14 protein-coding genes and 1 pseudogene are annotated in these 12,676 nt (G+C 43.5%); 4 read left to right on the top strand and 11 right to left on the bottom strand.

All coding sequences use genetic code 11. The annotated features are described in order from the left end of the window. Positions 1-234: 234 nt before the first annotated feature. From E2R66_RS12535 to E2R66_RS12520, 4 genes are all read right to left on the bottom strand, one after another. A complete protein-coding gene (locus tag E2R66_RS12535; protein ID WP_204985916.1) occupies positions 235-1,248 on the bottom strand; it encodes a hypothetical protein in 1,014 nt (337 codons plus the stop codon). Between the two features lie 42 nt (positions 1,249-1,290). Beyond that, complete coding sequence (locus E2R66_RS12530; protein ID WP_133231320.1) at positions 1,291-2,172, bottom strand: helix-turn-helix domain-containing protein; 882 nt, start codon at positions 2,170-2,172, stop codon at positions 1,291-1,293. A 157-nt stretch (positions 2,173-2,329) separates the two neighbouring features. Beyond that, on the bottom strand, positions 2,330-2,653 hold the full coding sequence (locus E2R66_RS12525; protein WP_133231322.1) for a nuclear transport factor 2 family protein: 324 nt from the start codon (positions 2,651-2,653) through the stop codon (positions 2,330-2,332). Between the two features lie 18 nt (positions 2,654-2,671). Further along, entirely contained in the window at positions 2,672-3,466 is a 795-nt protein-coding gene (locus E2R66_RS12520; protein ID WP_133231323.1) for an SDR family oxidoreductase, read from the bottom strand. A 124-nt stretch (positions 3,467-3,590) separates the two neighbouring features. On the opposite strand from E2R66_RS12520, the gene E2R66_RS12515 reads away from it, so the two are divergent. Continuing rightward, the gene (locus E2R66_RS12515; protein ID WP_133231325.1) at positions 3,591-3,950 is read left to right on the top strand and encodes a winged helix-turn-helix transcriptional regulator; all 360 of its coding nucleotides are present in this window, start codon (positions 3,591-3,593) and stop codon (positions 3,948-3,950) included. Between the two features lie 477 nt (positions 3,951-4,427). Here E2R66_RS12515 and E2R66_RS12510 read toward each other — a convergent pair whose 3' ends face one another. From E2R66_RS12510 to E2R66_RS29275, 7 genes and pseudogenes are all read right to left on the bottom strand, one after another. Continuing rightward, positions 4,428-5,249: an alpha/beta fold hydrolase gene (locus tag E2R66_RS12510; protein ID WP_133231327.1), complete on the bottom strand. Its 822-nt coding sequence runs from the start codon at positions 5,247-5,249 to the stop codon at positions 4,428-4,430. A gap of 715 nt (positions 5,250-5,964) precedes the next feature. Then, positions 5,965-6,378 carry an OB-fold protein gene (locus E2R66_RS12505; RefSeq protein ID WP_158288403.1) on the bottom strand — a complete coding sequence of 138 codons (414 nt, stop codon included), beginning with the start codon at positions 6,376-6,378 and terminating at the stop codon, positions 5,965-5,967. 7 nt (positions 6,379-6,385) lie between these two features. Continuing rightward, entirely contained in the window at positions 6,386-7,330 is a 945-nt protein-coding gene (locus E2R66_RS28340) for a DUF5777 family beta-barrel protein (protein WP_158288402.1), read from the bottom strand. Beyond that, the gene (locus E2R66_RS12500; protein ID WP_133231331.1) at positions 7,330-7,872 is read right to left on the bottom strand and encodes a YceI family protein; all 543 of its coding nucleotides are present in this window, start codon (positions 7,870-7,872) and stop codon (positions 7,330-7,332) included. The genes E2R66_RS28340 and E2R66_RS12500 overlap by 1 nt, the downstream gene beginning before the upstream one ends. Before the next feature lie 4 nt (positions 7,873-7,876). Beyond that, positions 7,877-8,278: a cytochrome c gene (locus E2R66_RS12495; RefSeq protein ID WP_133231333.1), complete on the bottom strand. Its 402-nt coding sequence runs from the start codon at positions 8,276-8,278 to the stop codon at positions 7,877-7,879. After that, positions 8,251-8,961 (bottom strand): c-type cytochrome, encoded by a 711-nt coding sequence (locus E2R66_RS12490; RefSeq protein ID WP_133231335.1) that lies wholly within the window; start codon positions 8,959-8,961, stop codon positions 8,251-8,253. The genes E2R66_RS12495 and E2R66_RS12490 overlap by 28 nt, the downstream gene beginning before the upstream one ends. Positions 8,962-9,419: 458 nt before the next feature. Then, a pseudogene (locus E2R66_RS29275) lies at positions 9,420-9,560 on the bottom strand (DNA adenine methylase); the annotation flags it as partial. A gap of 645 nt (positions 9,561-10,205) precedes the next feature. Between E2R66_RS29275 and E2R66_RS12480 the strand changes: the two are divergent. The 3 genes from E2R66_RS12480 (at position 10,206) to E2R66_RS12470 (ending at position 12,658) form a co-directional block, all read left to right on the top strand. Next, a complete protein-coding gene (locus tag E2R66_RS12480; RefSeq protein WP_158288401.1) occupies positions 10,206-10,922 on the top strand; it encodes a GNAT family N-acetyltransferase in 717 nt (238 codons plus the stop codon). Further along, positions 10,912-11,328, top strand: a complete 417-nt coding sequence (locus E2R66_RS12475) for a hypothetical protein (RefSeq protein ID WP_133231339.1) — start codon at positions 10,912-10,914, stop codon at positions 11,326-11,328. The genes E2R66_RS12480 and E2R66_RS12475 overlap by 11 nt, the downstream gene beginning before the upstream one ends. A 310-nt stretch (positions 11,329-11,638) precedes the next feature. Then, the gene (locus tag E2R66_RS12470) at positions 11,639-12,658 is read left to right on the top strand and encodes an LLM class flavin-dependent oxidoreductase (RefSeq protein WP_133231341.1); all 1,020 of its coding nucleotides are present in this window, start codon (positions 11,639-11,641) and stop codon (positions 12,656-12,658) included. Positions 12,659-12,676: the final 18 nt, after the last annotated feature.

Raw genomic sequence — 12,676 nt, 5'->3', positions numbered from 1 at the left:
CCCGAAATAAATCCGTGTTTTTCTTTGTTTTTCTTTGTTTTTCGGAGTTTTTTTTGACTGACTGCAAAAACGAGCTCATTTCCCTGCAAACGGAATTTTTAGCCGTGGTTTTCCGGGGAATTCCAGGTTGGCTACAGGTATGCATAGCCCGCCATTTAGCACGGCTCTCATAGAACGGATTGTTACTTTTTTCTGCAGGGTAGATGGGGGCAGTAACCAAAACCGAATTAAAAGCTATTGGGTGTAAAATCGCTTCAGTATTTCGCTACGCTTTTTTACTGAAGCTGAGCTCATCGGGTCATAACTAAAAACTGGCTTACCGTTCTGGCTCACCACCAAACGGAATGGTTGCTTTAGTACATGCGTCAGGTGGTACACCGTCAGGATTTCGGCCAGATCTTCGTGCCAGCTGGCGGTGCTGTATTGCGATACAAACGGGGTTTGACTAAGCGCCGTATAAACCTTCGCAGCTTCTGTGGTAAGGAAACGCCGGCCGCCCGCACGAAAGCGGCTTTTCAGCACCATGGAGTCTGTTACCGGCCACTCGGGGGTATTGATGTTTTTCCATATACCCTGCGCAAAACTTTTGGTAAAAGTATTTGGCGCGGACTGCCCGGCTATTGTGTCCGTAGCAATCAGATGCAGAGAGCCGTCCACCACGTGGGTGCCCTCGTGCAGCGCGATATAGGTTAAGGCACTTAACATACCTGCCTCAACCGACACCGTTATCGTTGAATCGCCCCTGGCAAAGCAGGTGCGTTCTTTTTCGGTAACCCATTCAGAAATGGTTTGATGCAGTATCCCGGCCCTAAAGGTGATATGATAGAGGTTGATACCTTCGACTGTAGTAACCGGGGATGTTAATGCCGTATTGGGCATATTATCCAAAAAGCTGATACTTTTTAGATGTTGTTTCAATACCCGTTGGTGTAGGGGAGGTAAGGTAGCAAAGGCCGCTGCGATGGTCTTCCGCTCTTCATTTGTTAGCTGATGTGCTGTTGGCGACATCCCGGCGTCACGGAATTTCTGCATGATATCATCCGGCGTGGTGGTGACCCTAGAGAGGAAAGTGCTTTTGGGGTTAAGCCCGTATTGGTGCTGAACTTCTTGCAACGCCGACCCCGGGGTCAGTATCTTTTTATTTTGTGCAAAGCTTTGCGGCGCGGTCAGCAGCACGACGGCAAAAAAGCAAAGTGAGCTTTTAACCTTGCAGAATTTTATGGCGTTTTTCAAAAATATGGCGATCATCAAATGATTGTTTTATTTTGGCGGTAAGTGGCTTTATGCTGATCAGCTATCCAGATCAGCCGCCTTTGCGCTGTTTTGTGTAAGGTACTTCGCTTTAAAACCCGACGGCGACTCGCCGGTTTTAATCAAAAACAAGCGACTGAAGTAAGCGGGGTCGTCATACCCCAGTTCATAGGCTATCTCTTTAGCAGACATGGCCGTATGCACCAAAAGCCTTTTTGCCTCCAATATTATGCGGTTTTTGATCACCTCATTGGGTTGTGGCAAATTCATCCTTTTAAATTTGTGGGTAAGTGTTTTCGGAGCGATCAGCAGCAGATCGGCATAATCGGCTACGGTATGCTTTTCTTTGTAGTGCGCATCTACCAATTGCGAAAAACGCCTGAACGTATCTGGGTCATTGTTTTGATCGGTGAGTACACCGCCAAGATGCTGCTGTTTCCACAACCTTGTCGATTTAATGAGCAGTTGTTTTAAATAAGTCCGCAGCATTTCCTCCTGCGAGGAGTCTTTAAGTGCAAATTCATGCGCTATCTGCAAAAAAAGGTGGTCAATAAAGGCAGCCTCATGCCCGGGTACGGCGGTCATCGGCATATTGTTGATATTATTAAATAACAAGCCGTCGCAGGCCACTTCTTCGTCATGTATCTGTACGCAATAGAAATCGCGGTTGTAGAAAATGAAATGACCCGATCCGGAGCATAGCTCCTGAATGCTCAGCACCTGGTTGGGGCTGATAAAAAAAAGTGCGGGGCCATCGGTCTCATAAATACTAAAGTCCACTTTTACCTTGCATCCTTTGGGCAGATACATCACCTTGATATAAGTCTTATACGCATCAGCATTGATCAACTCCAGATTTTCGGCATTCAGCTGCAGCAAGCCAATGGTTTTAAGGTTGGTGTCAAAAATATTTTTATTCATAATCTTCTTGTGATACGCTACAGTTAAGGTGTGCCGAAGCGATATGCAAAATACACTTGCCTGCACACCCATCGTCCGGCAGGCAAGCGTAGTTGATTTGCTTCAAAGTTAAGGCTAAAGATCTTCATTTTAAAAAAACAGTTGATCGTTATACGCATCACCCGGTTATGCGCAATGAACTGATCAGGCCCTCTTCCAGTTGAAAATGGAACCGAAGAACGGCAGGGCTTCCCGGGAACTCGCCCGATACCTCTGCGGTTAATAAACTTTTCGCTCCGGTTTCCTCAAAGGTAAGCGGCTTCAATTCGGTGTGATATTCATGGTCCGAGCGCGCTATCCACTGCCTTATCTCGGCTTTGCCCTGATGTGTTTTACCCTCATCATGCACAATGGCGGCATCCGAAAAACAGGCTACGTAGGCCTGGCTGTCGTGATTGTTCTGCGCTGCTACCAGGTTCGCAATGGTTTTATGTAAATTCATGGTATTAGTATTGATGTGTTAAATAGTTGGTATGGTTCCGCCGTCAATTACAAATTCGGTCCCGGTTAAATAGCCCGCCCTTGGCGATACCAGGAAGCCAACCAGTTCGGCTACTTCATCCGGCTGTGCGGGCCTGCCCATCGGTATGCCGCCTAAAGCATCCATCACGCTTTTGGTCGCTTCATCAAGGGTAATGTTCGCGCTTTGGGATATCCGCTCCATCATGCGTTCAGAAGCATCGGTCATGATCCAGCCCGGCGACACGGTGAGCACCCGCACGCCTTTAGGCGCCACTTCTTTCGATAAACCCTTGCTGTAATTAATCAGGGCCGCCTTTGCCGCCGCATAGGGTAGGGTAGAGTCAAACAAGGGTAGTTTGCCCTGAATGGATGCAATATGGATAATTACGCCACTGCCACGCTGCAACATTTGCGGCAGGAAACCGCGGTCTAAACCTACCGGTGCCAGCAGGTTTGTACGCATGGCAGTTTCCCAGTCTTCGTTGCTTAACGCCGCAAACCCGCCGCCGGGTGTATCCGCACCGCCAAGGTTGTTGATCAGTATATCCAGCCGGCCAAATTTGTTGAGTACTTCCGCAACAACTTTATTGACCGCTTCAGGCCGACTCAAATCGGCAGCTATAAAATGCAGATGCGCCTCATCTCCCTCCGGTTTATTCCTGGCAGTAATAATAACGGTTGCACCGGCTGCCTGTAAGCGGTTGGCCATGGCTTTGCCGGCTCCCTTTGTGCCACCTGTAACCAGGGCTATCTTGCCCGCCAACTCATTAGCGAAATTGAACTCGTTTTTCATAGGGTTGTGTTTTTGTACAAATTTCGATAGTACATCAACTCCTAACAAGTACGGGCTTACGATTCATATAGGGCGGAATTTATCCCTATTGTTCGCATGGGGTGGTAGCGCTATCTTTGTATTGATGTACGAAAGAAAGATCTTACCCCATCTGCATTGCGGCCTCGACCTGGTTGGCGAAGTACTTTACGGCAAGTGGAAGATCAGGATATTATGGTTTATTCATGAGGGCCACAAACGCCCCAGCGAACTGCAGCGCAAGATACCCGATGTTTCCAGGAGGGTGTTGAACATTCAACTGAAAGAACTGGAAGACCACGAACTGGTTACCCGGAAGATTTACCCGGTGATGCCCCCAAAAGTGGAATATGACCTCACCGAATTTGGCAAAACACTCATCCCGCTCATCCAGGCTATCGGGCTGTGGGGCGATGAGCATCAGGACCGCTTAAGAACCGTGATAACAAAGCAATTCCCGGCGTAATTTTTTTATTTAGGTTTTTACGAAGCTGTATCACAAATACATTTTACGCATTTCACTCAAAATTAAATTTGGCTTTGTGTTCTTTGTGTTTCTCCCTTTGTGGACTTTGTGGTAAAATTTTAACCACAAAGTCCGCAAAGATTGGCATATTGTTTAGCACAAAGGGCACAAAGCCTATCTTGACAAATTTAGTTTTGTTGTTTAATACCTGGTTTATTTATGATACAGCCTCATCGCACAAGCCCTGGCTCGTATTAATTTAAACACGATTTTTCTGGATAGAAAAATGGACAAGTCTCAACGTCTTTTTGTTACCGAAGAGCAGCTTCAGTTAAATCGCCTGTCTGGTCCCTTTTAGGCTGTTAAATTATACGGCGATACTCAACAGGCATTCCCTGTTCAATAAAAAAAAGAGGCAGTACCAATATATTGGGCTGCCTCTTTTTAGCTTATTTCGTTGCTTTATTTTTTACAACATTACGCGTTGATGAACCCCAGTATGTCTTTGTTGATGGTAGCTGCTTCTGTTGTTGGCATACCGTGAGGGAAGCCGGGATAGATAATTAATTTACCGTTTTGCAATAGTTCGGCAGCTTTAACAGCAGTAGTTTGGTAGGGGACAATCTGGTCGTCGTCGCCATGTAGTACCAGTACAGGCACGGTTACACTTTTTAAGTCGGCTGTAAAATCGGTTTCAGAAAACACCTTCACACAATCGTATTGCGCTTTAATGCCGCCCATCATGCCCTGGCGCCACCAGTTGTCCTGAATCCCTTTTTTAATGTCGGCACCGTCGCGGTTATAGCCAAAGAACGGGAAAGTGATATCATGGTAAAACTGCGCCCTGTTGTGTTGCGTATTGTGGCGAATATCATCAAACACGGCTAATGGTACCCCGTTCGGATTGTTATCATCGGCAATCATATAAGGCGTAATGGCGCTAATTAAAACCACTTTTGCTACGCGGTCTTTGCCGTATTGTGCAGCATATCTGATGGCTTCACCACCACCTGTAGAGTGGCCAACGTGAATAGCGTTTTTCAAATCCAGGAATTCCACCAATTCAGCCACATCGGCAGCGTAGGTATCCATGTCGTTACCTTGAAAGGTTTGTGTTGAACGGCCATGCCCGCGCCTGTCATGTGCAATTACCCTAAACCCTTTTTCTAAGAAAAACATCATTTGTGCATCCCAATCATCAGATGATAATGGCCATCCGTGGTGAAAGAAAATAGGTTGTCCTTGTCCCAGGTCTTTAAAGTAAATCTCTGTGCCGTCTTTTACTGTGAATTTGTTCATGGTCTTAGTTTTTAATGTTATTGATAAATGATTTGTAGTTTGAAATTTTGTTGTTTGTTTGACATTACAAAGATGGGCAGAAAGCCAAAGCAAGGGAATGGACAAAAAGACAACAATCTTGTACATTTTTCCCTCATAGAGAAAATGTGCCTAGGGGGGGAGGATTTGCAGCCGGATCTTGTGGGCCGCTAGATGGTTGAGGGGCTTGGGTTAGCCGGATTTGTTGGTGGTATAGGTGATATTATCGTAGCGATACCTTCGGTTTTGCGCCGATAGGCCTGTTGCTTTCTTACGCAACCAACGCCTGCTTAAGCACGAGTAGCCCACCACTTAGCCCAGCCGGGATACTGGAGCCAGACTTTGGATAAATAAAATGTTTATTAGGGCACTAACACCAGCCAATACAATTGCAATAATTTGTAAAAAAGCATCAATGATTAATTCAATTTATACAGCCACGGCAGGCACTGGTAGGTCAAAATAACCACCTTTTGCGGCTAAAGGCATCCAGTTACCCTGATAAAATATAGCACTTTGATCAATCAATAATCTGGTATTGGTTAGAATGTGTATAAACCTTATCATGATTTTAGATTCGATTTTGTCGATAATATTCGGGCTCCCAGCGTATAACGGTAGGTCTTCCGGCTATAAAGACGGCATTGGCTAATTTAGAAAGAGACCCCCTGACGAACGTGTTAATCGCAGATGCTTGCTATTTTACAATTACACCGTCGTTCAATACAACATCGGATAAAAAGCCTTCGCAAACGCCTTTTATGGTTATGGTCGAGTCCTTATTGCTTAATTTGACTCCTTTTTTTAAAGTACAGAAAACACTTGAAAACGGATCGTCGCTCTTCAGCGTTAAGGTGTAATTCCCGGCTTGGTCCTGGTCTTTTTTCAGTACTTCTCCCTTTAATTGGATCACCTTATTTAAATAGGTTTTATTTGCTTTGGTTTCATTAGTTTGAAAATCCTTAACGATTTGTGAGGCACTTACAATAATGGCGTTTTCATTTGCTACATCTCTGTGGTTTGTTACCGAATATTTAAATGCATAATACCAAACTCCAATTGCTGCCGCAAAGGCAAGAACGAAAATGATTAATGAAATTTTACTTTTCATGATTATATTAGTTTGTTCTCCCGGCGTTTTTTGGTTTAACAACCGTAAATACCCTCGAAATATTAAAACCAAAATGCACCCCGCCATTACTCCATAAACCTTGGGTCTGCGTAATAAAACTACTTTCGTTGATACCTGTTGAGTTGGTGAAAAATAACTGGAACACATGGCCACCCGTCTCGATATCAAATCCTACCGATGCAGAGTTTTTATATCCCCCTAACTGGGTTATTTGGTAATAATACTCTCCCGTGAGGTTAACTCTCCTCGATAAACGCGCACGAAAACCAACTCCCATTGAGTACAGATCATTTTTGATCTCCTTATCTGCAACAATGTTATAATGTACCATCGTCGGGATCAGTTGTAACGAAAAATAGTCGTTGAATTTTCGCGCCAGTATCAATTGGCTAGCAAAGCTAAAATGATCTGAATAATTTATCTGGTAGGTAGTAGCGGGATCTTTAAGCGACCGCCATACGCCTGTTTCCGCCAGGCTTATTGAAATGGGCATCTCCGTTTTACCGGTTGACTGCCGCAATATCCGGTACTTAAAAAATCCATCGAATTCCTTATTAAAAGTACTTCTGCCAATGCCCACTTCAAGCCTGTTAGTAATACCATAATCAAGTCCCAGGCGCATGGTTGCCTGGTCCAGGCCAAAAAAATTATACGCCCCCGTATTTACCATACCAAACCGATGTGATATTCGAAGATCTAAAATACCAGCGCCCGTATTTTCTATTGTTTGTCCGTTGATCAGCCTGGTCGATTTGAATATCGAGGTGGTGATATCTGTTTTTTCTTTCGCATCCTTTTTGTCCTGCTCGTCCTGTAATTTAAACAGATCGGTTGTTTGGGCAACTGCGCTATGTGGAAGTAAATAAGCGATGCTAAATAAAGCAATACACCAGAGTAACTTTTTGCTTCTATTGTGATTGTATGTTTCCATTATTGATATTTGCAATTAACGGTTACTTCTGCTTCGTTCGCTATTTTTCCGCCGATATACGATCCTACTATGCCATAGTCCGCAAGCTTTATTTTAAAAACACCGCTTATTGACGGGGTTCCATCGGCAATGATCACATCACCAGTAGTTGATACTTTTTGCTGGACGCCATGAATGGTTAATGTGCCAATAAAAACTGCCGGATATTTACCGTCTTTTGCAAAATTTACGCTCGCGATATTGGAAATGAAGCCTTTAAAATCAGCTTTGGGGATTTTGGAACTTTCCAAATAATTCTCATTAAAATGGTCTTCCATTAATTGATTTTCGAACTTGAAACTTTTGATCAAAACGCTGAATACGATCTGACCTGTTTTGTCGATCATTTTGCTATCGACCTGGTTGTTAATCGCCGCGATCTGTTCAAGAGGGCTGCTGGCGTTGAATCTGATCTGACCTGTTTTAGTTGAAAACAATTTCTGCGCATGTAGACTGAAGCTGAAGGTCACAAGAAATAAAACAAGGGTCGCTTTGTTCATCATAATTTTAATTGTTAAGGGTTCCGTTATCTATCCACGTTTGGATGGTTTTTATATCGCACGAGGAAAGTTTCTGCCCATTTTGCGGCATAACTGGTATTCCTCCGGTGTGATTGATAGAGTTCATCAACTGGCCATTGCTCACATACGTTTTTAACGCAGTATAGCTGTCTAATTTGATTCCCGCACCGGCGGAAGCATTTCCGCTATGGCAACTCGAACAGTTTGTAGTGATGATGCCTGAAACATTTTGGCTGTAGGTTGCTGTAGTGATTGTACACGGCACCTGGGGATAGACCAAATTAGCATGGTCGTAATAACAACCGCTTAAACTGATGAGTGTGAAAAAAACAATGATATAAATTCGCATAATTGTCGTTTTTATTGTGGGCATCCACCGTTTATCCATTTGGTTATTTGGGTTATCTGGCAACTGCTCAATTTTCCGGATTGCGGCATATTCATGGCGGCATTTGCAGATGTGAAATTAATCCCGTTTAAAAACGCCGTTTTCATTGAGGTTCCTGCAGATTTGGCGCTGGCGTAATTGCTCAGTATAACATTTCCAGACCCTGGTGAAACTCCGTGGCATCCATTGCAATAGGTTGCGAAGAGTTGTGAAATGCCGTTGTTATAAGTTGTTTTTGTTGTATCGCATACAGTTACGGCACAGGTGTTATTCAAAGCTCCCTGATTTATCCATTTCGCAATGGTAGTAACCTGTATACTGCTTAATTGTGGTTTATTCCTCGGCGGCATCGAACCGTTCTGTATCACCTTGTAATATTTGCTTCCACTTGTGTTATTCGCGCTAATACCCCGCATAATATTAGCATAGCTGATCAATACAAGGCCTTCGGCTTTAGTCGTTGCGTTGTGACATCCCGCACTCGCACAATAGGTTTGAAAAAGCGGCAATACATCTGTTTGAAAGCAAACGACATCACTTGGTGTAGTGGTTGTGCCTCCCCCAGTGATTGTGCCTCCCCCAGTGGTTGTATCTCCCGTTATCCCTTGGGGTGCTACGCCATCATGCGTACATGCAATTGTGAGACTGGATAAAACGCCGAGAATAATTAACAATCTTTTCATGATGTCGCGATTAAATAAATTTTGTCAGGGATATTTCGTTTAATATTTGAATGGCTTTACTCGGTAGATTTGTTTCAATGGCTCGAATTATAAGGCCACTGATTAATATAAATACATCATGCTTATTTTAGTAAATAACTAATTATAAATAAGTTGAGTAGTAAAAACAGCATTTAAATTGCGTAATTATTGAATAGTATGTGTTAAATCTGCGGTAATGGTTCATTTACATAAACAACTACTTTAAAATAGAATCGAAACGGATACCGGCTTTAATTATTTGCCACTCCAATTGTCACCACAATGTTACAATTGGAATCTGTAGTTAGTATGAAAAATAAGGACTTCCATAAAATAATAATTTATTTTTAACATAAAACACTCATTATCAAGTTTTTAATTTAAATTAAAACATTTCGGTCGTGCTTTGCAAGTTGATTCAAGAAATTATCGACTAATTAAATTTGATAGATTTCTTTTTCCAGTTCAACGAAATCGTTCTGTACGGTACTGTAAAAGTTCATGAGCTTCTTATTGGGGTCGTTGAGCACTTCCGCCCTGAAGGGATGCTTCGCAAATAATACGGCTGCGCCACCGGTGAATGCTTCTACTTAAAGAATATGATCGTCGGGGATGAGCGAGACGATCTTTGCAGCCAACTTTTGTTTACCGCCGTAGTAGGTAATTGGCGTTTGAGCTTAATTTTGATCATTTTCTTAATAATTAGCGGGTTCCTTGCCAGCACTAATGATTGAGAATGATAAAAATAGACCGTAATTTATTTTTGTAAAGGACAAGTTAGGTGCTTTTCAACATGATACCTACACCGCCAACTGACAGCCTGTATAAATTCATATTTGTATTTGGTGTCACTTTTGTCATCAGTACAATGTTTCTCATGAATACTGCTTTTGTGCCTGTAGTTGGTGGTGTCATCATACCACTCACGGATACCCTCAAAATCAATAAGTTGTTATATTGCCAAATGCAACAGGGCATTATATTTTTTACCGCTACGTGCCCTAAATGTAGATTGAATTTGTTACTCGCAGCGTACTCCATTTTATACGAACCCACATGGTAACACAAATATAAACCACAGATAAAAGCATCCCGGAGGTGGTATGGTGAAGGCACCAACCACAGGCTGAACAGCAATGGCTATGAAGTTGCATGAACTGATGTAGATTTCCAGCCATAAAAGCGATATTTGAAAAATGATGCCGACTGGAAATCCCCATATAGTGACAGCTGAAGATATTGCGGAAGTCGAGGCAATCGGCTTCAACATAACGTCAGGCAAAAAGCCATTGAAAGATTTTCTGTTAGCTTATTTTCCAGGGTTCGATCTTAGAGAATATCTAAAAGAAATAGGTGAATTACTTACTCCTTTAACGCAAGCCAAAATAGAAAAAGAGCTGGCTTATTTTGAAGAACCGCCACCGATGATCATTGTTCAATTCTATTCAGAAGATGAAGGAGATGATGAGACAGGTTTAGCATTGTCGCGGGCATTTATCAGGCATGACGACGAACTTATAGCGGAACACGACTTTTTTCGCATCCCGGAAACGGCAAGAGGACAGGGAATTGGTAAAAAAATGCTCAATTTAAGTTTGCAACAATATTTGCGTTTGGGCGTTGATAAAATTGTACTTGAAGCCGCGCTTGCCGATGGCAGCTATGTTTGGGCCAAAGCTTTTTTTACGGCAACTGTTCCCACAGAAGTAAAAATGATCTTAGATGAAGCGGAAAAGTGTCTATCTCCGGCGCAGTTCAAGTTTGTTAAAAGGGTTTATGATAATTATTACTCCAAATACCCTAATGGAAAGGCCTTTCCAATGGTAAAGTGGAGTCGGCTCGAGGGGATGGAAACTATACTAAGGAAAAGTCGCTGGCACGGAGAGATCGATTTGAATAATTCAGAACTTTTAGCTAAATTTAAATATTATGTTGCTTGACAGAAAGAAATACACTGAATCCGCTTATATCGGAGAAGAACTTTTCAGCGATCCTGAGAAAGACAACCTGCATAAATGCATGGTTGTTGAACAGAGCATTGCGGATGGGGATTTTTCATTAGATGAAGCGTTAGAAGCATACCTGTTAAGTAAAGAAGAATATGAAAGTTATATCGCGAAGAAATCTAATGCAAATATATTTCTGAGCTTATCTGGCAGTACAAACGTTTATTCAACAATTAAAACAAGTTTCGCCGCTCCATATTATCTGGAAGTTTTTGTTAAAATGATCGACAATTCATTTGACGACCAATTGCATAACCTTTTAAGCAAGCGTATCAGCAAGATCAAAAAGGAACTTCAAGGAATGTCTAAAGACATCAAAGAGCTAAAGGCAAAGGCTTGAACCTGTCAATAGCTTATCATCAAAAAATAAATTAATTACATTATTGATTGTTGTGAGGGGGCATAAGTTTCACAAGGTGCCTGTGGTTGGTGTTATACCATAAAACTTACCTATTCCTTTATAACCAACAACTTGTTATATTGCCTAATGTAACAGGTCATTACATTGTTACTGCTTTATCGCCCTAAATGTAAACCCCAGGCCGATTTTACCGCACTGCGTATAAAAAGCTCTCCCCAATCATTATTACCCACCCGTGACCTCTCCCACAAGCCCCTATGCTTACCTTTGCCGGTAAATATTGTTTTTGATGAAGAAGATAGGATTTTTATCATTCGGGCATTGGTCTAACCACCCCGCTTACCAAACCCGTACGGCGGGCGATACCTTGCTGCAGTCGATAGACTTGGCGGTTGCGGCGGAGGAGATAGGGGTAGATGGTGCTTACTTCCGGGTGCATCATTTTGCGCGGCAATTGGCTTCGCCCTTTCCTTTGCTTTCGGCTATCGGTGCCAAAACCAGTAAGATAGAGATTGGGACCGGCGTTATTGATATGCGTTATGAAAACCCGATGTATATGGTAGAAGATGCCGGCGCTGCCGACCTGATTTCGGGCGGGCGGTTACAATTGGGCCTCAGCAGGGGTTCGCCGGAGCAGGTAATCGAAGGCTGGCGCTATTTCGGCTATGCGCCCGAGGAGGGAGAAAATGACGCCGATATGGGTCGGAAAAAAGCTTTGGAGTTTCTGGATAAATTAAAGGGCAAAGGATTTGCCGAGCCTAACCCGTACCCGATGTTCCCGAACCCGCCGGGCTTATTGCGCCTGGAACCCTATGCCGAAGGTTTGCGCGAACGCATCTGGTGGGGAGCCGCCAGTAATGCAACGGCAGTTTGGGCAGCCGAGAATGCCATGCACCTGCAAAGTTCTACCCTGAAATTTGATGAAAGCGGCAAGCCTTTCCATATACAGCAGGCCGAACAGATACGGTTATACAAAGAAGCCTGGAAAAAAGCAGGGCACGAGCGCGAAGCAAGGGTATCGGTAAGCCGGTCTATTTTTGCGCTGGTTACCGAGCAGGACAGGCAATACTTTGGGCAGGCAAAAGGTGGCGACAGCTTTGGCTATATAGAGGCCGACAAACGCGCGGTTTTCGGCAAAAGCTATGCCGCCGAACCGGATCAGCTGATCAAAGAACTGGCGCAGGACGAAGCCATACAGGAAGCAGATACCCTGCTGCTCACCATACCGAACACCCTGGGTGTTGATTACAACGTACATGTGTTATCGGCTATCTTAGAGCATGTTGCGCCTGCATTGGGCTGGCGGTAACAAAGCTGTTGCCAACTA

The organism is Mucilaginibacter psychrotolerans, assembly GCF_004519315.1.
Taxonomy (GTDB): Bacteria; Bacteroidota; Bacteroidia; order Sphingobacteriales; family Sphingobacteriaceae; genus Mucilaginibacter; species Mucilaginibacter psychrotolerans.
This window is presented reverse-complemented; position numbering and strand designations above follow the sequence as displayed.